Raw genomic sequence first — 22,453 nt, 5'->3', positions numbered from 1 at the left:
GGAAAGTAAGACGATGAATTTTGATGCGACTTTCGATTATGTGATTGTCGGCGCCGGCTCCGCCGGCTGCGTCCTGACGAACCGGATTTCGGCCGAAGGCCATTCGGTTTGCGTGCTGGAAGCGGGCCCGCGGGATGAATGGTGGAACTGGAAAATCCACATGCCGGCCGCGCTGATGTACAATCTTTGCGACGATAAATATAATTGGTACTACCATACCGAACCGCAGGCCCACATGAACAACCGTGTCATGTACTGGCCGCGCGGCCGCGTTCTCGGCGGCTCTTCGGCACTGAACGCTATGGTCTATGTTCGCGGCCATGCGCTGGATTACGACCGCTGGGCGTTCAAGGAAAATTGCGACGGTTGGTCTTATCAGGAAATCCTCCCTTATTTCCGTCGCGCGGAGACACGCGAAATAGGCGGCGATGAATATCGCGGCGACAGCGGCCCGCTCTGGGTGCATACCGGCACGCAGCAGAACGTTCTCTTCGACGCCTTCATCGAGGCCGCCCAGCAAGCTGGTTATCCTTTCACCAAGGATATGAATGGCTATCAGCAGGAAGGTGTCGGACGGATGGATATGACCATCCGCAACGGCCGCCGCTGGTCCGCTGCCATGGCTTATCTGCATCCTGCAGAAAAGCGGTCCAACGTCACCGTGGAAACCCGCGCCTTCACCCAGCGCATCATTCTCGAAGGCCAGCGGGCAGTCGGCGTCGAGTTCGTCCAGAATGGCCAGGTAAAGCGCTACCGGGCGGAACGTGAAGTCATCTGCTCCGGCGGCGCCATCAACTCGCCGCAATTGCTGATGCTGTCAGGCATCGGCCCGGCGGATCATTTGCGAGAGGTTGGCGTCGAGGTCAAGCACGACCTGCCCGGTGTCGGCCAGAATCTTCAGGAACATCTGGAGATGTACATCCAGCAGCAATGCACCAAGCCGATCACGCTTTATACCTATACGAAACCGGTGCCGATGGCTTTAGCCGGTGTGCAATGGTTCCTGACCCGCAGTGGCGTCTGCACCTCGGCCCATCTTGAAGCCGGTGGTTTCATCCGGTCGCAGGCTGGCATCGAGCATCCGAACCTGCAGTTCCACTTCCTGCCCTCAACAGTCAATGATCATGGTCGCCAGAACGGCACCTGCCATGCGTATCAGGTACATATCGGCAATATGCGGCAAGCGTCGCGTGGTTGGATCAAACTGAAATCCACCGATCCGCGCCAGCACCCCATCATCCAGCCGAACTATCTCATGGAAGAGCAGGATCGCCGCGAATTCCGCGATGCGGTGAAACTGACGCGCGAAATATTCGCGCAAAAGGCTTTCGAGCCTTTCCGGGGACCTGAAATCAATCCAGGCGCCCATGTAAAAACCGATGCTGAGATTGATGCCTTTGTGCGCGAGCGGGGCGATAGTGCCTATCACCCTTCCTGCACCTGCAAGATGGGTACCGACGACATGGCCGTGGTTGATCCGCAGGCGCGCGTGCGTGGGCTTGAAGGGCTGCGCATAGTCGATGCTTCCATCATGCCAAGCGTGGTCAGCGGTAATCTGAATGCGCCGACCATCATGGTGGCGGAGAAATGCTCGGATATGATCCTGGGTAAGACTCCGCTACCGAAGGCCAATGTGCCGGTCTATATCGCGGAGAACTGGCGGACATCACAGCGCTGAAGGATACAAAGTCCCGTCAGGCACTTATCCTGACGGGACTTTTCTTCTAGCGATCCCCTGGATCGACATCGTCGTAGTAGAATTCAGGCAACGGATCGGCGCGCGGATCGAGCGCCCCTGCAATGGCCGAGGACGTAGTCAGCGCCACGAAACTGGACTGTTCGCTTGTCGGCAGAGCTTGGCGGGCGCTCATGCGATAGCGCGTGAAGCCGGCGATGATTACGGCAACGATCGTCAGATAAAAGAACAGGCCGGTCGGCCCCACCTGCCCCATCACGAAAGACGCGATCAGGGGACCGGCAGTAGCGCCGATCGACCATATGAACAGCATACTGCTATTGGCGGAAACCATCACGGCACGGTCGATATAGTCGAAAGCTTGGGCAACGGCGATCGGATAGATCGTGGCAAGACAGCTACCGAGCACGGCGCTGGCAAGGAGCAGCGGTGTCAAGGCGGCGGCGCTGACGCTGAGAATGGAAAGGACCAGACTGGCTGTCGCGGCGCCGACCAGAACGGCCAGCAAGACGGTGCGCCGGTCATACCGGTCACTCAGGCGGCCGATCGGCCATTGCAAAATAAGGCCGGCGAAAACCGGCACAGCCACGAATAGCGAGACCTGGAAAACCGATAGGCCGATCCGATTGGCGTAGACGGCGGCGAGCGCATAGAACGCGCCGGTGAGCAACCCCGCCCCGAAAGTCGCCACCACGCCGAGCGGAGATGCCTGATAAAGGCTTTTTAAGCCCAGGGGCCTGATGCCGCTGATTTCCGGACCAGCAACCCGTGTCATCACCACCGGTACCAGCGACAGTGAGGTCAACAGCGCCGCGAGGCAGAAGAGCTCCACGCCCGAGGTCTCCCGCGCATTGACCAGGAACTGGCCAAGGGCCGATGCCAAGTAGTTGGTTACCATATAGAACGACAGCACCTGACCGCGGTTCTCATTGCTGCTACGAACATTCAGCCAGCTTTCGATCGTGGCATAGAGTGCCGCCATACAAAAACCGATCGACGCCCGCAGGACAGCCCAGAGCGCCGGATTGAAAATCAAGGCGCAGACCATCACCGTGGCGGTCAGGAGCGCGGCAAAAGCCGCAAAGGTGCGGATATGCCCCACACGCTGAATGACCACCTGGCCATATTTGCTGCCCAGCATGAAGCCGGCGTAATAAGCCGACATGATCAGACCGGTGGTTTCGGGCGAGATATGCTCGATGCTGAGCCGGATCGGCAGCAGAATGCCGATCAAGCCATTGCCGAGAATCAGAATGCCCGCGCCGATCAGCAGCGAGAGGACAGAACTGAGTGCTTGGAACATCGCTTGACCGCTATCCCCGCTTTACGCCGTTTCGACCGGCGGATATGGCACCGCCCAGATTGTTTTTGCCGCTAGGATAACTGAAGATTGGAAAAGGCCAATGACTGCCATTTCTGGCAGGACACCTTTCGACGCCATGCGCTCCCCCGGTTGGAACATGCCGCTCCGACATCGTTCAATCAAATCACAAGTGCAATCGCTCCAGTGATTCCACATGTGAGCATCCGACTCTAGCCACGCCGCAGATTCTTGCATGCGGTTGCCGTCAACCATGGCATTATGATGGCCCAGCCGCAACCACTTCACACTATGTTCAACGCCCTACCCGATCGAGCCCGCGACGATGAGCGAATTTGCCCTGCACCCTCAGCTAGCCAAGGATACCTTCGAGATTACGGACTGGCCGCTTTGCCGTGTCTTGCGCATGAACGACACGACTTATCCATGGCTGATCCTGGTGCCACGACGCAGGGAGTGCCGGGAAATCACCGACCTGCTGCAGGCGGAACGTCACCGGCTGATGGACGAAATCAGCCAGGCAAGCGATGCCTTGCAGCGCGAATGCAACCCGACGAAGGTCAATATCGGGGCCTTGGGTAATATGGTTCCGCAATTACATATTCATGTAATCGGCCGCTTTAGTGGTGACCCGGCCTGGCCGAAGCCTGTTTGGGGTTTTCAGCCGGCCCAGCCTTTCGAACAGGCTGAACGAGAGCGGGAAGCGACACGCTGGCAGCAATTGCTGGCGTCGCCGCAAGCTCAATAACCATAACGACTTTTGAATTCCTGCCCTGTCAGCAAGGTCACCAGATGGCCAAGCATGACGATCGCGATCAGCGCGGCCAGAAACTGGACACCGAGCCAAGGCAGAAAGGGTAGAAACCGACCCGAAACCGGGCGACGCAATTGCCAATTGGCCAAGCCTGCAACAACAAGGGCTGCTGCCAGAATACTCAGCGTGGTGACCAGATTGGGCGACATGCGACAGCTTCAAAAGAAACAGCGCCGTCCCCGACGATCTGGGACGGCGCCGCTATCCTTAGCAGAGGAGCTGGCTGCTTAACTACCGATCTTTTTCCGAACGGCCGCCAGGCCATCCTGACCATCCAGCGTGGTGACACCGTTCAGCCAGGTTTTCACCAGATCGGGGTTCTTGCGCATCATTTCCGTCGCCGCGGCGGTAGCGGACTTGCCCTGCTTCAGCATCGCCTGGATACCATGGTTTTCAAACTCGACCTTGAACTGAAGATTTTGGAACAGCTTAGCAATATTGGGGCATTGCTGGGCATAACCCTTGCGGGACAGGGTGTAGACGTCCGAGCTGCCGAAATTGGCGCCGAAAATGTCGTCACCGTCCGAGAGATACGTAATGTTGTAATCGACATTCATCGCATGGGGCTCCCAACCCATGAACGCAATCCACTTCTGCTTGCGATAGGCCTTATCGACCTGGGTCAACATGCCCTGCTCGCTCGATTCGACGACCTTCCATTTGCCCAGGCCGAATTCATTCTTTTGGACCGCGTCGATTAGAGGCTGATTGCTGCCGGGCTCGATGCCGTAGATCTTGTAGTCGAACCTGTCGCCGAACTTGGCGAGATCGGCGAAGGATTTGACCCCGGCATCCGCCACATAAGTCGGCACTGCGACCGTATACTTGGCGCCCAGCAGATTGGGACCGAGCACGTCCAGCGAGCCCTCGTCGAAATATTGCTTGAACTGTTCATTCTGAATGGGACGCCAGTTCCCCATGAAGACGTCGAGCTTACCCATCTTCAACGCCTGATAGACCACATCGAGACCCAGGAGGTCGCTCTTCAGCTTATAGCCCAGGCTTTCGGTCAAAACCTGCGCCACGCCAGTGGTGAAGGCGATATCGGTCCAGCCGAGTTCCGCCACATGGACCGAAGCACAGCTTTTGGGGTCACCGGCCATAGCCGGCTGCGCGGCAAAACCGATCGCCACGGCCAGGCCGGCGGCCGCGAATTGGTATTTTTTCATCATGCTTTCCTCTCTCCCAGTCGCCGCCTTGCTGGCGGTCGCGCGGCCGAACATTCTTCCGGCCGGTGCCGGTTTAACCGCACCCGCAAGCTAGGCAGTCTGGAAATACCGGTCAATAGATTTTGGATAATTGTCCAATTTTCTGGATATCCAGAAAATAATTTGTCTCTCGGGCCCGGCTTACTTACGCTGGGCTGCTGTGACAAGAATCCGCAACCGCCGATTAGTCGTACGTTGCTCTGGAGATATCTGAGATGCGGGCCAGTATCGAATCCATTCGCCGACAGGAACTAATCAAGGCTGCTTACGAAACCTTTCGGCAATATGGGTTTCGCGGCCTCACCATGGCCCGCATCGGCAAGCAAGCCGGAATGTCGCACGGCATTATCAACTATTACTATAAAAGTAAGGAAGATCTGCTGATCGCGATGGTGCGTTACGCCAATCGGTTGATCATGGAAGAAGTGATCCGCCGGCTCCATGAAGCGGACACGCCTTTGGCCCGCCTGGACGCAATCATCGAAGGCAATTTTCCTGCACATCTTTATGACCGGGCCACAGCCAGCGCCTGGGTATCCTTTTATTCTGCCGTGCCTGAACATCCGGAATTCGACCGGTTACAGACACTGTTTTATCGTCGGCTGCGGAGCAATCTGCTGGATTGCCTGGCGAGCCTCACCACGCCAGCCGAGGCGGATCGCCTGGTCAAAGGGATCAGCGTGATGATCGATGGCATGTGGATGCGCTGCGCGATCGAAAAGGAAGGCCTGGACCGGAGTGAAGCCGTGGACCTGATCAAGGACTTTGCTCATCGACGGCTCGGACGATAATACCTTAATTTGACAGTCATCCAATTTTCTATCTATACATCCAAAATCATTCAGCCGGTATCGGCACTCTGCCGGCCGACCCTATCGATGACGCAGGTGGAAGATGAAACAAATGCTGGCTGCCGTTTTGACCCAGCCTGGCGCGCCTCTTGATCTGCGTGAGGTTCCCGTCCCTGTACCGGGCCCCGGTGAATTACTCATCAAGCTCGAAGCTTGCGGGGTCTGCCACACCGACCTGCATGTGCGCGATGGTTCCGCCAGCGCCGCCGGTCATCCCCAATCGCTCATCTTGGGGCACGAAGGCGTGGGCCGCGTTGTCGGCCAGGGCTCAGGCGCGGAACGTTACGAGCTTGGCGAACGCGTTGCGCTGCCCTGGCTGCACGATACCTGTGGCGGCTGCCGGGAATGCCTCAGCGGCTGGGAATCGTTCTGCGCCGATCAGCGGGCTCATGGCTTCAGCGTCCATGGTGGCTTCGCCGAATACGCGATCGTGCAGGAAAACTTCACGACGCGCATTCCGGACGGGCTCGATCCAGTCACCGCGGCGCCCCTGCTCTGCGCCGGCGTGACAGCTTACGGCGCCATTCGCAAGACGGAACTGGGACCCGGCAAAACCTGCATGATCGTCGGTTGTGGTGGTCTTGGCCTCTACGCCATCCAGCTCGCCAAGCAATGCGGTGCGCGCGTTGTTGCAGTCGATACCTCGCCACGCAAGCTCGATATCGCCCGACAGGCAGGCGCCGATCACACCTTCTTGGCCAATGAAGAACCGGGCGCCCGGACGCGCGATCTAGGTGGCGCAGATGCTTGCATCAACTTTGCCCCCAGCACCGCCCCCTGGACGGCGATGATCGACGGCATCCGGCCGCGCGGCTGGATCGTTGCCGTTGCGATGGTGCCCGATCCGGTCCCGCTCAGCATGGAGTGGCTGACCTATAGCGGCGCACGCATCACCGGTACCAGCGTCGGGTCGCGGCAGGAGCTGAACGAATTATTGCAGATCGGTGCTCAGGCTCGACTTAAGATCCCCACCGAGCGTATCGGCTTGCGGAATGTCAACGAGGCGCTGGATCGTCTCGCTCAGTCGAAGGTCGACGGCCGCATCGTCATCGAGTTTGCGGACTAGGATAGCTTCGCGGCGCCACGATTGTCGGCTGTTGCATGCGTTGAAGCGTTCGCCGGCTATCGAGCAGTTGATTTTGTGATTGCCAGTAGTCGCGTTGGGAGTCGCGTAAGTTATCACGTGCATCCCGGACACGTTCCCGCTCTTGATGGCGTTGAAGTGGAAGCTCCGACGATTGCCGGAGGCGCAAATCGGTCCGGGCTCGCTGCAGCTCTTGTTCATCGCGCGAGACCGTGGAACGTAAGGCATCGGTTTGACGCTGCTGCTCCTGGACCTGCTGCTGCTGGCTCTGCACGTTGCAGCTTTGCGACGGCAAACAGGCCGCTTCGGCCTGCCGCGCAAGGAACAGGAGAGCTAAAGATCCAGCAACGATACCCTTAATATATGTAGCCATTTGTCGCCCACTTGCCGAAACCGGCATCTAAGGCCCTGACAATCTCTATGTGGTAAGGCCGCCAGGTCTTCGCAAGCGATGCGGATCCGCATCAGATCACCGCAACGAGACGGCATACTACGACCCGCTCATCGGCCCGACCGCGGCGACGAACTGACTAAATCACCCAAGGAGAAGCAGGTGCCGATCACACCTTTTTGACGAGCGAAGACCTTGTTGCCCGGACGCGCGATACCAGCGGTGCCGATGCCTGTATCAACTCTGCGGTCCGCGCGGCCCCCTTAGAGCGTCAGGGTCGATGGCAGTCGGCCACACGGCTCGCATGGAACGAATTGTTGGATATCAGCGCTCGCAGCGCAATCACAATCCCGATTGAGTTTGATAGCTTGGGGGGACGGGCTGTTTCATGCGCTGAAGGGTTTGCTGACTGTCGAGCAGTTCATTTTGTGACCGCCAATAATCGCGCTGAGACTCGCGGAGATTATCCTGCGCGCGCTTTATGGTTTCCCGATCTCGCTGACGCTGGAGCGGCGTCGGCGATGATTGTGGTACCCGCAAATCATAAAGCGCCTGCTGCAATTCCTCTTCGTTCAGCAAAACCGAGGACCGGAGGGCATCGGTTTCGCGCTGGAGGTCCTCAACCCGCTGCTGTTGATCTCCCAGATCACATTTTTGCGATGTCGGACACGCCGCCCCCGCCTGTGACGCGAGCAACAGGAGAGTTACAGACCCAAGAATGGCACCCTTAACGTATCTGGACATGGCACTCCCACTTACCAAAACCGGCATCCAAGGCCGTGGAGTGAAAATCTAGTAACGGGGCGATATATTCGCAAGCACTGCGAGAGAAATCAAATCACGCCAACGAGACGCCGCACCACAATGGCCGCCATCGGAGCGACCGTCGCCACGAATTGGCCAAAATCGAGATGACTATCACGTCCGGCCAAGTCGCTGAGTGACCGGACCACGACTGCCGGCAAGTTCGACATGGCGGCCACCTGGGCGACTGCCGCTCCTTCCATTTCGACTGCCAAAGCACCGAAATCGCTGTGCAGCCGTTCGCGCACCGTTTCGCTATTGATGAACTGGTCACCGCTCAGGATGGGCCCAAAAGCCAAGCGAACGTGCTGATCCTGGCGATGCCCTTGCTTTGCCAAATCAACGGGTATGTCGAAAGAAATATCCTGCAGTGACGCCTTCAAGCGCTGCATCAAATCCGCATCGACGGAAAAGACGATATCGTGGCGCCGATCGCCAACAGGCGGTTCGCCAGGACGAAACCGGCGCAGGCCCGCCTCCGTCATATGACCATAATCATGTTGGATCAGGCTGTCTGCCACCACGATATCGGCAATCGCCAGCTCCGGCGCCAAACCTCCGGCAACCCCCGATACCACGAGAGCCCGGCAATCATAGCGGTCGATAAGCAAAGCCGCCTGTACGGCCGCGGCAACCTTGCCACAGCCGCTCTCCGTTACGACGACAGGCCGCCCGTCCAATCTGCCCCGCATCATCGGCCTGCCGGCAACGAGCCCCGCTTCTGCCTCGCTCAGCCATTCGCTCAATAAAGCCCGCTCTTCCGGCAAGGCGCAGATGATGCCGATCGGACGGGTCATCGCAAACAGCCTTTCAGACAATCAATGGATGGATGATAGCTTGTATATCCCGGGCCCATGTTCAAAGGAAGTGACCTGCATCATGGTTCAGCCACCCTCGCTCCTTTGGTTTCGCCGGGATCTGCGCCTGACAAATAATCCGGCCCTGCAGGCTGCCTTGCGGGATGGCAAGCCGATCATGCCGGTCTTCATCCTCGATGAAGAAAGCGATGGTCACAGGCGCCTCGGTCGTGCCTCCCGGTGGTGGCTTGGCCAGTCCCTCACGGAACTGGATACGGCAATCGCTCAGTTGGGAGGTCGCTTGATTCTGCGTACCGGCCCCACCCTTGCAACTTTGCGCGAACTCGTTTTGGAAACGGGCGCTTGCATGATTCACTTCAATCGTCGCTATGATCCGCCGGGGTCCAATCTCGATCGCCAGATCATCGAGGCCTTACGGGGCGATGGACTGGCGGTCGAGGATCATGCACCGAATTATCTCCACGAACCTTGGCAGTTGCAGACGAACCAAGGCGATTTTTGCAAGGTCTTCACGCCGTTCTGGCGGCGTCTTTCACAGCATGTCGGGCCTCCGGCGACGCACCGCGCGCCACGCGCGCCACATGCCTGGCCGGCCTGCGAAAATTGGCCTTCGAGCGGAGCAATCGAACACTTCCAGTATAAACCCGCTTGGACTGAGAATTTCGCTCACCATTGGCAGCCAGGCGAAGCTGGTGCGCGACACCGATTGCAGCATTTCCTTGAGGATGGCATCGATGACTATCCGTCGAAACGCGATTATCCCGCGATTGAAGGTACCTCACGACTATCACCGCATCTCGCTTGGGGCGAAATAAGCGTCCATGAGGCATGGCACAGCGCCGAGCCGGCGAAATGCTCCGGTGCGGTGGCTTTCCGCCGTGAGCTTGCATGGCGGGATTTCAACATGCATCTCTATTTTCATTATCCTGATTTGCTGCGACAGCCGTGGCGGGAGAACTTCAGAAAGTTTCCATTCCGCAAGTCGGCCGCCATGCTGAAAGCCTGGCAACAGGGGCGTACCGGCTTTCCACTCGTCGACGCCGCCATGCGTGAGTTATGGCAGACGGGATGGATGCACAACCGCATGCGCATGGTGACAGCATCCTTCCTGATCAAGGATCAACTGATCGACTGGCAGCAAGGCGAAACCTGGTTTTGGGATACCCTGGTCGACGCCGATCCCGCCCAGAATGGCGCTAACTGGCAGTGGGTGGCTGGTTGCGGTTTCGATGCCGCGCCGTTTTTCCGTATTTTCAATCCGGTTATCCAGAGCGTGAAATTCGATCCGCAGGGCGACTATATTCGCCGCTGGATACCTGAGCTGGCGGCCTTATCGGCGAAGGAAATTCACCAGCCCTGGGCAGTCCCGGAGGACCGGCTTGCGGCCACCAATATCCAGCTTGATCGGACCTATCCAAGGCCGATCCTCGATCACGCCAAGGCACGGCAAACAGCCTTGGCCGCCTTTCGACAGGTTTCCGGTCGATCGAGCGATGCTGCCGAGCCTGACTTGTTCAGCTGATCACAGAATGAAAAGGGCGGCCCGATGGCCGCCCTCTAGGCTCGCGATTTGAAGGGCTTTAGTAAGCCCACATCGCGGCGACGCTATCGTTTACGACCGTGCTGGCACCGGCGGTAGTCTTTTTCTTGCCATGCCGCAGGCTCATCGCCGTGACGCGATCATCGGCCGCCGGCTGATACCAGACCGAAAACTCGTTCAGCGCGTCGAGATAACCGTCAATCGGCTTGCCATCGGGCAATTCGACCGCATCGATGCCGCAGCGGATCATGAACAGATACTGGTCACGCAGGATATTCCCGACGGCGCGGATTTCGCCTTTGAAACCGAGGCGGTCGCGCAACAAACGAGCTTGCGAGAAAGCCCGGCCGTCGCTGAATTTCGGGAATTCGATGACCACGAGCGACATGCGGTCGAGCTCATCCGCCAGCGCCAAGGGCGACTGATTGTTTTGCAGGCGGAGACCGATCGGCCGGTTGCTGGCGCGCAGAACCTCTTCATCCCGCCGCCAGCGCTCCAGCGATACGATGATATTGCCGCTTTCGGGCAGCGGCGCATCATCGCTCAGCTCCTGCCATTCATTCGGCTGCAGGGCGCCGTGCTTTAGAATTGCCATAGAGGGACTCCTTGAAGGGATCGATGCCGATCCGGCGGTATGTATCGATAAAACGCTCATCGGAGCTGGCGCGCTTGTCGAGATAGGTATCGACGATCGTCTCGATCGCCCCCACCACATCTTCAGTGGAGAAGGATGGCCCGACGATCTTGCCGACCGAGGCGTCATCGCGCGACGAGCCGCCCAGCGTAATCTGGTAGAATTCCTCGCCCTGCTTATCGACACCAAGGATGCCGATATGGCCGACATGGTGATGGCCGCAGGCATTGATGCAGCCCGAGATGTTGAGCCGCAATTCGCCGATATCGGCGATGCGCTTCGGATCGCTGAAATGACGGCTGATCCGCTGCGCCACGGGGATCGAGCGGGCATTCGCCAGATTGCAATAGTCAAGGCCCGGGCAGGCAATCATGTCAGTGATGAACCCGACATTGGCTGTCGCCATCTTCGAAGCGCTGAGGCGCTGCCAGAGTGCGAACAAATCCTGCTTGCGTACATTGGCCAGGACCAGGTTCTGGTGATGCGTGACACGGATTTCACCGAAACTGTATTCATCGGCGAGATCCGCAACGATATCCATCTGATCGCCCGAGGCATCGCCAGGCGCCCCGCCTTCCGGCTTCAACGACACATCGACGATCGCATAGCCTGGCACCTTGTGGGGCTTCACATTGCTTTGCACCCAGCGGCCGAATTCAGGATTGGCCTTGCGCGCCGCTTCAAATTCCGGTTGCCAATCGGGAAGGCTTTCATAGGCCGGCGGCGCAAAATACGTCTGGATGCGATCAATTTCTTCCTGCGGCAAGGTCAGGGCGCTGTCCTTGATCGATTGCCATTCCTCCTCGACCAAGCGGGTGAATTCCTCGGTGCCGGTTGCCGTTACCAGAATCTTGATCCGCGCCTTGTAAAGATTATCGCGCCGGCCGAGTTGGTTATAAACCCGGAGGATCGATTCCAGATAAGAGAGCAGATGCTGCTTCGGCAGGAAGGATCTGATCGGTACGCCGACCACCGGGGTACGACCGAGGCCGCCGCCCACCCAGACCTCGAAACCGACTTCGTCGCTCTCATTCTTCAGCATGCGCAATCCGATATCGTGCACGCGGATAGCCGCGCGGTCAGTCGGCGCGCCTGTGACGGCAATCTTGAACTTGCGCGGCAGGAATGCGAATTCCGGATGCAAGGTCGACCACTGCCGGATGATCTCGGCATAGACCCGGGGATCTTCGATTTCATCGACCGCAACGCCGGCATAGTGATCCGCCGTCACGTTGCGGATGCAGTTGCCGCTGGTCTGGATGGCATGCATCTCGACCTCGGCCAAGTGATCCAGGATTGCCGGAATCTCGTCGAGTTGCGGCCAATTGTACTGGATGTTCTGCCGCGTGGTGAAATGACCGAAGCCGCGATCGTAACGTCGCGCGATATAGCCGAGCTTGCGCAGCTGGCGCGAAGACAGCGTGCCATAGGGGATCGCGACCCGCAGCATGTAGGCATGGAGCTGTAGATAGACACCGTTCTGCAGGCGCAGCGGGCGGAATTGATCTTCCGTAATCTCCCCCGCCAGACGGCGTTCGACCTGTCCGCGGAACTGACGCACGCGTTCGCGGACAAAGGTCGCATCAAATTCGTCGTAACGATACATAATCTCAATCCCCGATACGGCCGGTCCAGGATCCGACTTCGGCCCTTACCGTCGGCTGGCCGCTGGCGCGAATATGTTCGCGCGTGCTGGTCGGCTTCGGCTTCCCGTTTTCAGTCTCGACATCGATCAGATAAACGCTGAGCACTTGGCACGCTTTTACCGATTCTTCCGCGACGGCAAGAGCTGCTTCGGCCGCTTCTTTATCCGCCAGCAATTCACCGCTTTCGAATTGCGTCGCCCACTTTCCGTCTTGGGCCAAATACACGACGATACCGTCCTGCAACCGGTTCGCCGTGACCATTTGCGCAGACATCCGCTTCTCCTATTCCGCTATCGCACGCAGGTCGGCCGGCTTCGCAACCGCCGCCAGCTTGAGCCGCACCACACGATGGCCGGCTTTCGCTTCGTCCTGCATGAAGGTCTCACTTTGCTCCGACGCAAGCGCGATACGACGCGCGTCGCGGCGAGTGAAATCAATGATCGCCTGGGGCAGTTCCATATCGTGGACGATGAGATCGGCCTGACGCAGCAATCGCAGATCGCGCAAGGTCAACAGTTCCGGATCACCATCGGCAATGATCGTCGCCAACTCCCCATCCACCGGCTCCTGGCGGCGGTTGATCGCACGGATCACCTCACGTGCCGCGCGGCGCTCATCGCCGGCAAGCACCGCGGATGCCACCGGTCCTTCGAAGAAATCTTCCCAGAAGCGCCGACGTGCGACACCGTCGCTGAGCCTTTCATGTACCGCGCTACGAAAGTGCCGGGCAAAGGCAGCGAGACGGCCGATCCGATGCGGCAGCACGCTTTCAATGGCCGCACGGATCTTGCGCGCGAGTACCGGTGCGGCGCCATTGGTCGAGATCGCCACCACCACATCGTCACGATCGACAACGGCGGGCATGACGAGATCGGTCATTTCCGGCCGATCCACCACATTCACTAAAACGTTGCGTGCCTTGGCGGCCGCCACCACACGGCGATCCACCGCTTCATCCTCGTTGGCGCTGAAGACGAGCCGCTGCCCATCGATATCCTCAGGCCGGAATTCCCTGTTCTGAAGGGCAGCCCGTGCATTTGATGCGGCCTTGAGAAGATCACCGCTGAAATCCGGCGCAACAACAGTGCAGATTGCGCCCGCCGCAGCGAGCAGCCGCAATTTTGCCGCCGCCGCATCACCGCCGCCGACTAATAGGACCGGACGATCCTTGAGCTTGATGAACAGCGGGAAAACCTGCATCTATCTCACACTTCTTCTGCGTCAAATCAGTAATCGGCGTTTCATCCGATCCCTATGTTACCAAAGTGATATGTGATGCAGACCTCCAGCGTCAATGACATTCTACACTGTGAAATGTTATTTCACACACGTGATGAAAAATCTCACAGATGCGGAAGCGTGCCAGGCACGATATAGTGGAGGGAGAGAGGTAAGGAAATATGATCTCGGCTGGCGCCCTTGCTCCGCATGACCATATGCATTGCATCACCGATGCGCTTCAACGTGCCGAAGCGCTCTGCGAGCAGCGTGGTGTGCGCCTGACCCCTACCCGCCGCCGTGTCCTTGAACTCGTCTGGGACAGCCATGCGCCAATCGGGGCCTATGCTATTCTCGACCAGCTCAAGGGGAACGACCGCACGGCCGCACCTCCGACCGTCTACCGCGCCCTCGATTTTCTGCTGGAACAGGGGCTGATCCACCGGCTGGAATCCCTGAACGCCTTCATCGGCTGCGACCATCCGGAAGATCACCATATCAGCCAGTTTCTGATCTGCACCGAATGCCGCCAGGCGATCGAAGTTGCGGATAAGCGAATCGTCCAGGCGGCCACCATCTGCGCCCAGGCTCAAGGCTTCAGCCTGTCACGCATCACGCTTGAAATCGAAGGCACCTGCGCTCGATGCTCGGCGCGACTCCGGGAAGCCGGCGAAAACTAAGCTCAATTCTGCAGCAGCTTCGCCGCCGTGATCGACCAGTCGCCGCTCTGCTGCATCAGATGAAATTGAATTTTGAGATCGATCGGCGAGGTCCGGCGTGTCTGCACCCTGACCAATGTGTCCAGACTCCAGAGGCCTTCGCTTTCTTTAGCGCCCAGGATCCGGATATGGCTGAAATTCGCCGCTACATCGGCCAGTAACATCGCCGTAGCGGAAGATACCGGAGCAAAATTGTCCGTATCCGCGGACACGGCATATTGGTGCAAAGCACCGGTGACATCTTCCGGACTTGGCGCCCCGGTGCGCATGTTCCACCAGCCCATGACCCCCGCCAGAGACATCATCGTTCCGAAGATATCGTCATTGCAGCAATCCCCTCGTCCGATGGTCCTGTTCGATCATCGGCCGCAAGTACAGCGCCACCTGCCCTACCATCGCGATGTATTAGGCACGAACTTCTCTACACTGACAATATTATCTCGCCACTATGAAGAGAAAGCCGACAAAGTTTCATATAGGCTTTTATTATAGATTGAAGATAATCATCGGTATGTCCGGTTTTATTTTTACCCGGAAATCTGCGGCATATTGTTCTTGTAACTCAGTTTTTGACCGCTGAGATCCCGCGCGTCGATCAGAGTCCAGCCGTCCCGGTTCTGGACGAGCCGAAGGCGCACCGGCACATCGATCGCCAGGCCCATTGGGGGCTCCACCTGCATCACAGCTTCCACCGACCAATATCCTGGATAACTGCGCCGGTCGGTAATCTGCACATCGCCCAAACGCGGGGCAAAGAGCGCGGCCTGCATTTCGGTGGCGAGCGAGCCGCTCCTTACGCTATCGGAAACCTGCAATCGGGCCACATAGCGCCGCAAAGCATCCGCGACATCTGCCGCCTTCGGGCCGGTTTGCAGTTGATGCCAAAAGATGCCGCCAAGCAGCAAAACAAGAGCCACCAGGATTGCACTTTCAGCCTGATGGCGTGAGAGCCAGGATTGCTTTGCGGCTGTATGGCTCTGGAAACGAGAAACAGCGGTCACGGCGAGAACCTGTTACAAAACGGAATACCGATCACATGCCGGCCCAAAAATACCCCGACAACCCGGCACTATATAGGCTTAAAAGCTTAACACCGAATGTACTTTCAGCGTCATTCCATCCAGGGAGAGACCTGCCATGCCCAGTGCGAACCACAGAAGTGTCGAGACCGAAACCTTGCAGATCGCTTATGAGGAGGCAGGTCCAACCGACGGCAAACCGGTTATCATGATGCATGGCTTTCCGGACGATCCGAGAATTTGGGACGGTGTGGTCGGCGATCTCGCCCAGCGCGGCTATCGGACCTTCACCCCCTATCTGCGGCTATGGGCCAACGCGGTTTCTCAATGATGCCACCTTGCGATCCGGTCAGCAGGCGGCCCTTGGCAAGGACCTGCTGGATTTCATGGATGCCCTTGCGATCGAAACTGCCATTCTTGTCGGCTATGACTGGGGTGGTCGCGCCTGTTGCATCGTCGCGGCTTTATGGCCCGAACGGGTCGACCGCCTGGTCTCGATCGGCGGCTATAACATCCAGAACATTCCGGCATCGCGTCAACCCGAGCCGGCCGATATCGAACGGCGCTATTGGTACCAGTGGTATTTCAACACGGAGCGAGGCCGCCAGGGGCTCGCGCAAAACCGGCGCGAGATTTGCCGCATGCTTTGGGAAATGTGGTCACCCAATTGGCGCTTCGATGACGCGACGTTCGACCGAACAGCCGCAGCTTTCGACAACCCGGACTTCGTCGATATCGTCATTCATTCTTATCGCCATCGCTTCAAGGCCGCACCCGGCAATCCTAAGCTCGAAGCGATCGAGGATCAGCTTGCCCAGCAGCCCAAGATCGGCGTGCCGAGTGTGATCCTCCATGGCGCTTGCGATGGTGTCGATGTAGCGGCCGGATCGGAACAGGCTTATCGGCATTTCACCGGTCCCTATAGCCGACGTGTCGTGCCGGTCGCGGGACATTTCCTGCCCCGCGAAGCCGCGAAAGATGTGGTCGAAGCGGTGGTCGGTGCGATCGCCTGAACTGATCAGCGCAGGCAAGCTTCGACATAACGGCAGAAATGCGCAAGGTCCGGAGTCTTCATGTCGACTTCCTTGCCCTCCTCGTCCCATCGCCGCAACCGCACGGCGTCGCGGGCAAAAGGCAGATCCTCGAAACGCTTCGCCTCTTCCGGGGTGAAGACCCCGCCTTGCAGTTTGAGGCTGAGGATAGAAGCTTCGGAAAGCCGTTCGTAATAACCAGGCTCCACCGCCGCCAGATACCGCTTGGCCTCGACATGCAGACGCACCGGCTCGGAAACTTCCGGGCCGAAATATTGCGACAGCCACGCCGACCCCAGAGATTCATGTTGCGTGTCGATTCCCTGCTCCGCGATATCCTCGGGCAAGTCATGCAGCATATGACCGATGTCGTGCAGCAGGGTCGCGGCTATCAGCGCTGGCGAGGCGCCGTCACGCTCGGCGCAAAGCGCGCATTGCAAAGCGTGATCCAATTGTGTCACGCCCTCGCCATATCCCTCATGTCCGCGCTTGGCGAAGGCTTGGGTGATCGCACCGATCACCGCCATCTTTCGCCCTATATTTCCACCTTCAATCATCTTGCCCCCCTTATGCCGCCAGATCTTTCGATAAGCCGAGCTGACGACGCAGTACCCGGCGGCGGCTTTCGATGCCATCTTTGTCGATATAACAGCCCTGCAAATGGCGCCGGCCGAGACTGGGATCGAAGGCCGTCCGGCCATGCAAAGCCCGCTCGTTCATCATGACGACCAGATCGCCCGGCCCCAGACGGAAAACCAGCTCCATTTCCGGCCGCTTCAGAATTTCCGCGAAGTTCCGATAGGCCGCATACCACGGCGCCACCAGATCGACCGGCGCATCCAGTATATCCGCCGACCGGTTATTAAAGTGTATCTCCTTCACGGCACCGTCGAAATCGAGCCCGATCAGCGGCGCTTCGGCCTGCAGATCCGTCTTCGCATCGCGGAACCGGAACCTCAGCGGCAATTGCGTCAGCAGTTCGAAGCCCGCCGGATTTTCCCGGCGCAAAACCTCAGCCGCATGGAAACCATCGACGAGAAGCGTATCCCCGCCCGGTGCATTCGACTCCAAGCAGTGCAGCAATTGCACGCCCGGGGTCGGCTCGCGGTAAGGATTGTCGCTGTGAACCCCGAGGCCGACCGCCGTATAAGCGAGATTGTTCGGCTTCGGCACCGAAATCACATCGAAGAGGCTGCCATAATTGGTGACGCGCACGAATCCCAGATGATTGCCGACCACTTCCACCATGCCGGTTTCGGCCGGGACATTGCGCAACAGGCCAAAGCCGTAGGCTGCATATTTATCCAGCCAGCCCAGTTCGACTGCTGGATCATTTCGCAACAGGTTCCAATCCGCTGCCGGCAGAGCATCGATCAGCGACCGATCCCACAGAACTGGCTGCTCACGCCGTGCAGCTCTCAGTTCACCGCCTAGTTCATGCGCCGCAAGCCACGAAGCTTCAAATTCGCTGATATGATCATCCGGTGTCCAGACAAGACGCAGACGCCCATCCTGGATGCTGGCTTGCTGCAAGGCCAGGTCACGGGGAAGATCGGTGATTTCGAAAAGCCGTTGACCATTGGCATGGCGGCAAGCGGAGCAGCGGCAATTGTCACGCAGCCAGATCGCCGGAAACACCATCGTCCGGCCATCCTGCCGCGCGATTTGAACAGCATCTCCCGTGACCGATGCCGAGACTAATTCGATGGACATGCCAATGCCTCTTTACGCTCGATGTCATTACGCCCAGGGCAGCGAATAGGTCTTCACATTGGTGAAGCCTTTCATTGCCTCAATGACACCCTCTTTATAACCCAAACCGGAATCCTTGATGCCACCGAAGGGCGACATTTCGATCCGGTATCCCGGCACCTCACGCACATTCACCGTACCGACTTCCAGCTCACGGACGAAGCGCGTGATGTAATCCAGCCGATTGGTGCAAACGCCCGAGGACAAGCCATAGCTGGTGGAATTCGATACCTGGATTGCGTGGTCGATATCTTTCACCCGGATGATCGGCGAAACCGGTCCGAAGCATTCCCACTTCACCAGTGGCGCATCGAAGGCGACGTGATCGACCACGGTCGGCGAATAGAGAGCTCCTTTGCGAACATTGCCGTGCAGCAATTTGGCGCCGCGCTTCACCGCATCATTGACCATGTCCTCGCAATAGCGCGCCGATGCCTCATCGATGACCGTTCCCATATCGACATCCGGATCCATCGGATCGCCGTATTTGATCTTCTTGGTCTTCTCGACCAGCAGCTCGACGAAACGATCCGCAACGGCTTCGTGAATGATCATCCGCTTCACTGCCGTGCAACGCTGCCCGGAATTCTTGTAGGAGCCATAGACCGCCAGATTGCTGGCTTCATCGAGATCGGCATCTTCCATGACAATCAGCGGGTCGTTACCGCCAAGTTCAAGAATGGCGCGGCGATAGCCCATATGTTCGGCGATATACTTGCCGACCTTGACGCCGCCGGTAAAGGTAATGACCTCGACATTCGGATCGGTCAGCATCGTATCGGCGATTTCCGCCGGATCGCCCGTGATGACCTGGAACATTTCCTTGGGCAGACCGGCTTCATAAAGCACGTCAGCCAGCAACAGCGCCGTCAACGGCGTCTTTTCCGACGGCTTCAGCACCATCCGATTATTGGTCGCGATCGACGGCGCGATCTTATGCGCCACCTGATTCAGCGGATGATTGAACGGCGTGATCGCGGAGATCGCGCCGATGAGCGGGTCACGCTGTGTATAAATGCGGCGTTTCTTGCCGTGGGGCGTGATATCGCAAGAAAATATCTCGCCGTCATCCTTGATGACCGCGGTCGATGCCAGGAAGAAGACGTCATAGGCACGGCCGACTTCATAGATTGTGTCCTTGAGGCAGAGCCCGGATTCCGCCGTGATCAATTCGGCGATCTCCTGTTTGCGCGCAACCAGCAGATCTGCCGTTCTGCGCAGAATACTCGACCGGTCGGCCCGGCTGAGATCGGGTTTGAACTTTTTCGCGATCTCGAAGGCTTGCTGGACGTCTGCCATGCTGGCCTTGGGGCAGGAACCGATGACCTTCTCAGTATAAGGATTATAGACATCGAACGAGCGATCGCTGGTGCCGTTGACGACCGTGCGCATGCTTTCCTTGCGGACCGAAATACCCATAATATCCATTCCCCTCTCAGCCGGCTTTCGGAAAGCTGGCTGCCGCATCGACAACGTGGTTCAGGGCAAGATCGAAAGCGCTGAAATTGCGCAACCGATAGCCCGCCGGCAATGCGCCGACTTTACGATTGACGATCACCGGTACCTGCTGCTCCGACATGCCTCCATGGGAGCGCAAGGGCAGCGTCAGCGCGCTGAGATCGTGTTTCTCCACGGCCGTGCCGATAACGATATTCTTGTCGCTGACTACAATGACATCACCCAACCGGTCTTCCGGCAGTTCAAAGCGGGTGCAGCCGGTCTTTCGATCAACTGCGAGCTCCATGCCGGGGATTTCACCGATGCGCTTGATGATGGCGGCCTGGTCAACATCCTCTGGCAGATAGACCGTCGCGAATGAGCCGAGCGCGCCGTGATGCACGACATAGGGATCGGTGATCGGGAGAATGACGCGTGCCTTGCCCTTGCCGAGCCACTGGTCCAGAACGTCCTGCAGGTAGATCACCTGGGGTTTGCCCGCCGTATCATGCTTGGCATTCATGCCATGATCGGCGGTCAGGACGATGATGCATCCCATCTTTTCCAGTTCGCCCAGATATCCGTCCATCATCTTATAGAAGTCGTTGGCGACCTCATGACCGGGCGCATATTTGTGCTGGATGTAATCCGTCGTCGACAGATACATGATATCCGGCTTCTTTTCACGCATCAGCTTGACGCCCGCCGCGAAGACGAATTCGCTGAGATCCGCGCTGTAAACCGACGGCACCGGACGACCGAGCCAGGCCTGTGCATTGTCGATCCCATGTTCCGCCAGCGTGGTTTGATCGGACTTTTCCGAGGAAAAGCAGATGCCCTTCCCTTCACCAATCTCCATCCCCTTGCCCAGCAGCTTGCGCAGCTTGTCCTTCGCCGTGACCACCGCCACCTTGGCGCCTGCTTTGGAAAAAGCCGCGAGGATAGTTCCCGTACGCAGAAATTTCGGGTCGTTCATCATCACCTCGGTACCGCTCTCGCGGTCGTAGAGGTAGTTGCCGCAGATGCCATGAACCGAGGGCGGCGTGCCGGTGACGATGGAAAGATTGTTGGGATTGGTAAAGCTTGGCACGACGCAGTCGCCGACCATCTGGCTGCCGGCCTTAACGGCGGAGCTCAGCCACGGCATGACGCCGCTCTTCATCGCATCCGTCAGATAATCCGGCTCGCATCCATCAACACAAACCACGACGACCGGCGCGCTCGGCCAGGCATAGCCCTTGCCATTGACCGTCAGCGGCTTTTTCTGCACCGACATCATTCTCTCCTTCATTCCGCCGAAGCGGCCAGTTTGCGCGGGGCGCCCGATTTGACTCCCATCTCGGCAAGAACAGCCTTTACCGCTGCAATCGCCCCCTTCATTTCCGTGTCACTGAGCCGCCCGATGCAGCCGATGCGGAAACTGTCGGCAACTGTCAGTTTGCCCGGATAGATGACGTAATTTCGGTCGCGAAGCTTGTCATAGAAGCGCTGGAAATCGAATTTCGGGTCGGCCGGCATGTGGAAGGTCACGATGATCGGCGCCTGCAGGTGATCCGGAAGCAAAGTTTCGAAACCGAGCGTCCGCATGCCGTCGATCAGGATCTTGCAATTGGCCCGATATCGGCCGCCGCGGCCGGAAACGCCACCTTCCTGCGCATGTTCGGTCAGCGCTTGGTTGAAGGCAACGATACAGTGGATCGGCGGCGTGAAGCGATATTGCTGGGTCTTCTCGATCACCTGCCATTGATCGTAGAGATCGAGCACCAGCGCATGGGCGTTTCCCTTGCATTCCTTCAGGGCCGCTTCCCGGCATAGAACGAAGCCAAGACCCGGCACGCCCTCGATGCATTTGTTGGACGAGGCGGCAACGGCATCGAAAGCGATTTCCCGGCTGTCGACCGGCAAGGCGCCGAAGGCGCTCATGGAATCGATCAACAGCCGGCGGCCGGCCTGCGCAACGACAGCGCCGACTTCCACGATCGGATTAAGGACGCCTGACGTCGTTTCGCAATGGACCACGGCGACATGCGTAATGGCCTTGTCCTTGGCCAGCGCGTCCGCCACCTGTTGCGGATTGACCGGCTGGTCCTCGGCCCATTCGAGAACGCTGTAGGCCCGCTTGGCATAGTCGCAGATCTTGGCCATGCGCTTGCCATAAGCCCCGTTGATCAGAATCAGCAATTTGTCCTTCGGCCTAACAAAGGTCGCCAACATCGCTTCGACCGCGAAGGTGCCGCTGCCCTGCATCGGTACCGTCGTGAAGCTGCCTTCGCCGTGAATGAGCTGCACGAGGCGGGACCGCATTTCGCCATTGATGCGGATGAATTCCGAATCGCGCGAGCCCCAATCATGCAGCATTGATTGCTTCACGCTCAGCGAGGTGGTCAGCGGTCCGGGGGTCAGAAGCCAGGGATCCTGGGCCACGAAAATAGCCTTTTACTTCAAGGGTTAAGATTACATCGCCAAAGCG

24 protein-coding genes are annotated in these 22,453 nt (G+C 58.3%); 8 read left to right on the top strand and 16 right to left on the bottom strand.

The window, feature by feature from the left end; genetic code table 11:
* Positions 1-13 precede the first annotated feature (13 nt).
* Positions 14-1,678, top strand: a complete 1,665-nt coding sequence (gene betA, locus SMD27_RS08555; RefSeq protein WP_320507950.1) for a choline dehydrogenase — start codon at positions 14-16, stop codon at positions 1,676-1,678.
* A 46-nt stretch (positions 1,679-1,724) separates the two neighbouring features.
* On the opposite strand, the gene SMD27_RS08550 is transcribed toward betA, so the two are convergent.
* Positions 1,725-2,999 carry an MFS transporter gene (locus tag SMD27_RS08550; protein WP_320507949.1) on the bottom strand — a complete coding sequence of 425 codons (1,275 nt, stop codon included), beginning with the start codon at positions 2,997-2,999 and terminating at the stop codon, positions 1,725-1,727.
* Between the two features lie 343 nt (positions 3,000-3,342).
* Here SMD27_RS08550 and SMD27_RS08545 point away from each other — a divergent pair, with 343 nt between their 5' ends.
* Complete coding sequence (locus SMD27_RS08545; protein WP_320507948.1) at positions 3,343-3,765, top strand: HIT family protein; 423 nt, start codon at positions 3,343-3,345, stop codon at positions 3,763-3,765.
* On the opposite strand, the gene SMD27_RS08540 is transcribed toward SMD27_RS08545, so the two are convergent.
* Both SMD27_RS08540 and choX read right to left on the bottom strand, forming a co-directional pair.
* On the bottom strand, positions 3,759-3,980 hold the full coding sequence (locus SMD27_RS08540) for a hypothetical protein (RefSeq protein ID WP_320507947.1): 222 nt from the start codon (positions 3,978-3,980) through the stop codon (positions 3,759-3,761). The genes SMD27_RS08545 and SMD27_RS08540 overlap by 7 nt on opposite strands.
* 78 nt (positions 3,981-4,058) lie before the next feature.
* Positions 4,059-5,003, bottom strand: a complete 945-nt coding sequence (gene choX / locus SMD27_RS08535) for a choline ABC transporter substrate-binding protein (protein WP_320507946.1) — start codon at positions 5,001-5,003, stop codon at positions 4,059-4,061.
* 251 nt (positions 5,004-5,254) lie between these two features.
* Here choX and betI point away from each other — a divergent pair, with 251 nt between their 5' ends.
* Both betI and SMD27_RS08525 read left to right on the top strand, forming a co-directional pair.
* Positions 5,255-5,830, top strand: coding sequence for a transcriptional regulator BetI (gene betI, locus SMD27_RS08530; RefSeq protein WP_320507945.1), 576 nt, complete (start codon positions 5,255-5,257; stop codon positions 5,828-5,830).
* Positions 5,831-5,933: 103 nt separating this feature from the next.
* Positions 5,934-6,956: an alcohol dehydrogenase catalytic domain-containing protein gene (locus SMD27_RS08525; protein WP_320507944.1), complete on the top strand. Its 1,023-nt coding sequence runs from the start codon at positions 5,934-5,936 to the stop codon at positions 6,954-6,956.
* 751 nt (positions 6,957-7,707) lie between these two features.
* On the opposite strand, the gene SMD27_RS08520 is transcribed toward SMD27_RS08525, so the two are convergent.
* Together SMD27_RS08520 and SMD27_RS08515 are read right to left on the bottom strand one after the other, a co-directional pair.
* The gene (locus SMD27_RS08520) at positions 7,708-8,109 is read right to left on the bottom strand and encodes a hypothetical protein (RefSeq protein ID WP_320507943.1); all 402 of its coding nucleotides are present in this window, start codon (positions 8,107-8,109) and stop codon (positions 7,708-7,710) included.
* Positions 8,110-8,198: 89 nt separating this feature from the next.
* Positions 8,199-8,966: a 5'-methylthioadenosine/adenosylhomocysteine nucleosidase gene (locus SMD27_RS08515; RefSeq protein ID WP_320507942.1), complete on the bottom strand. Its 768-nt coding sequence runs from the start codon at positions 8,964-8,966 to the stop codon at positions 8,199-8,201.
* 82 nt (positions 8,967-9,048) lie between these two features.
* On the opposite strand from SMD27_RS08515, the gene SMD27_RS08510 reads away from it, so the two are divergent.
* The gene (locus SMD27_RS08510) at positions 9,049-10,509 is read left to right on the top strand and encodes a cryptochrome/photolyase family protein (RefSeq protein WP_320507941.1); all 1,461 of its coding nucleotides are present in this window, start codon (positions 9,049-9,051) and stop codon (positions 10,507-10,509) included.
* A gap of 58 nt (positions 10,510-10,567) precedes the next feature.
* Here SMD27_RS08510 and SMD27_RS08505 read toward each other — a convergent pair whose 3' ends face one another.
* From SMD27_RS08505 to SMD27_RS08490, 4 genes are read right to left on the bottom strand one after another with little or no spacing between them, the layout of a single operon-like run.
* Positions 10,568-11,122, bottom strand: a complete 555-nt coding sequence (locus SMD27_RS08505) for a DUF934 domain-containing protein (protein WP_320507940.1) — start codon at positions 11,120-11,122, stop codon at positions 10,568-10,570.
* Positions 11,085-12,767: a nitrite/sulfite reductase gene (locus SMD27_RS08500; protein ID WP_320507939.1), complete on the bottom strand. Its 1,683-nt coding sequence runs from the start codon at positions 12,765-12,767 to the stop codon at positions 11,085-11,087. The genes SMD27_RS08505 and SMD27_RS08500 overlap by 38 nt, the downstream gene beginning before the upstream one ends.
* Positions 12,768-12,771: 4 nt before the next feature.
* Complete coding sequence (locus tag SMD27_RS08495) at positions 12,772-13,080, bottom strand: DUF2849 domain-containing protein (protein ID WP_320507938.1); 309 nt, start codon at positions 13,078-13,080, stop codon at positions 12,772-12,774.
* Positions 13,081-13,089: 9 nt separating this feature from the next.
* Positions 13,090-14,007, bottom strand: a complete 918-nt coding sequence (locus tag SMD27_RS08490) for a siroheme synthase (protein WP_320507937.1) — start codon at positions 14,005-14,007, stop codon at positions 13,090-13,092.
* Between the two features lie 200 nt (positions 14,008-14,207).
* Between SMD27_RS08490 and SMD27_RS08485 the strand changes: the two genes are divergently transcribed.
* Positions 14,208-14,705, top strand: a complete 498-nt coding sequence (locus tag SMD27_RS08485) for a Fur family transcriptional regulator (RefSeq protein WP_320507936.1) — start codon at positions 14,208-14,210, stop codon at positions 14,703-14,705.
* Between the two features lie 2 nt (positions 14,706-14,707).
* Here SMD27_RS08485 and SMD27_RS08480 read toward each other — a convergent pair whose 3' ends face one another.
* Positions 14,708-15,049: a hypothetical protein gene (locus tag SMD27_RS08480; protein WP_320507935.1), complete on the bottom strand. Its 342-nt coding sequence runs from the start codon at positions 15,047-15,049 to the stop codon at positions 14,708-14,710.
* A 222-nt stretch (positions 15,050-15,271) separates the two neighbouring features.
* Positions 15,272-15,745: a hypothetical protein gene (locus SMD27_RS08475; protein WP_320507934.1), complete on the bottom strand. Its 474-nt coding sequence runs from the start codon at positions 15,743-15,745 to the stop codon at positions 15,272-15,274.
* A 136-nt stretch (positions 15,746-15,881) separates the two neighbouring features.
* Between SMD27_RS08475 and SMD27_RS08470 the strand changes: the two genes are divergently transcribed.
* Together SMD27_RS08470 and SMD27_RS08465 are read left to right on the top strand one after the other, a co-directional pair.
* Complete coding sequence (locus SMD27_RS08470) at positions 15,882-16,094, top strand: alpha/beta fold hydrolase (protein ID WP_320507933.1); 213 nt, start codon at positions 15,882-15,884, stop codon at positions 16,092-16,094.
* Positions 16,095-16,101: 7 nt separating this feature from the next.
* Positions 16,102-16,776 carry an alpha/beta fold hydrolase gene (locus SMD27_RS08465; RefSeq protein ID WP_320507932.1) on the top strand — a complete coding sequence of 225 codons (675 nt, stop codon included), beginning with the start codon at positions 16,102-16,104 and terminating at the stop codon, positions 16,774-16,776.
* Between the two features lie 5 nt (positions 16,777-16,781).
* Here SMD27_RS08465 and SMD27_RS08460 read toward each other — a convergent pair whose 3' ends face one another.
* The 5 genes from SMD27_RS08460 to SMD27_RS08440 are packed head-to-tail and all read right to left on the bottom strand — an operon-like array spanning position 16,782 to position 22,407.
* The gene (locus tag SMD27_RS08460) at positions 16,782-17,351 is read right to left on the bottom strand and encodes a phosphonate degradation HD-domain oxygenase (RefSeq protein ID WP_320507931.1); all 570 of its coding nucleotides are present in this window, start codon (positions 17,349-17,351) and stop codon (positions 16,782-16,784) included.
* A gap of 10 nt (positions 17,352-17,361) precedes the next feature.
* A complete protein-coding gene (tmpA, locus tag SMD27_RS08455) occupies positions 17,362-18,507 on the bottom strand; it encodes a 2-trimethylaminoethylphosphonate dioxygenase (RefSeq protein ID WP_320507930.1) in 1,146 nt (381 codons plus the stop codon).
* Between the two features lie 27 nt (positions 18,508-18,534).
* Positions 18,535-19,965, bottom strand: coding sequence for a phosphonoacetaldehyde dehydrogenase (gene phnY / locus SMD27_RS08450; RefSeq protein WP_320507929.1), 1,431 nt, complete (start codon positions 19,963-19,965; stop codon positions 18,535-18,537).
* Positions 19,966-19,981: 16 nt separating this feature from the next.
* Entirely contained in the window at positions 19,982-21,262 is a 1,281-nt protein-coding gene (gene phnA, locus SMD27_RS08445; RefSeq protein WP_320507928.1) for a phosphonoacetate hydrolase, read from the bottom strand.
* Positions 21,263-21,270: 8 nt separating this feature from the next.
* Entirely contained in the window at positions 21,271-22,407 is a 1,137-nt protein-coding gene (locus SMD27_RS08440) for a 2-aminoethylphosphonate--pyruvate transaminase (protein WP_320507927.1), read from the bottom strand.
* Positions 22,408-22,453: the final 46 nt, after the last annotated feature.

The organism is Dongia soli (assembly GCF_034044715.1).
GTDB classification, from domain to species: domain Bacteria; phylum Pseudomonadota; class Alphaproteobacteria; order Dongiales; family Dongiaceae; genus Dongia_B; species Dongia_B soli.
The sequence above is the reverse complement of the archived record's forward strand: the minus strand, read 5'-3'. Positions and strand labels throughout refer to the sequence as shown.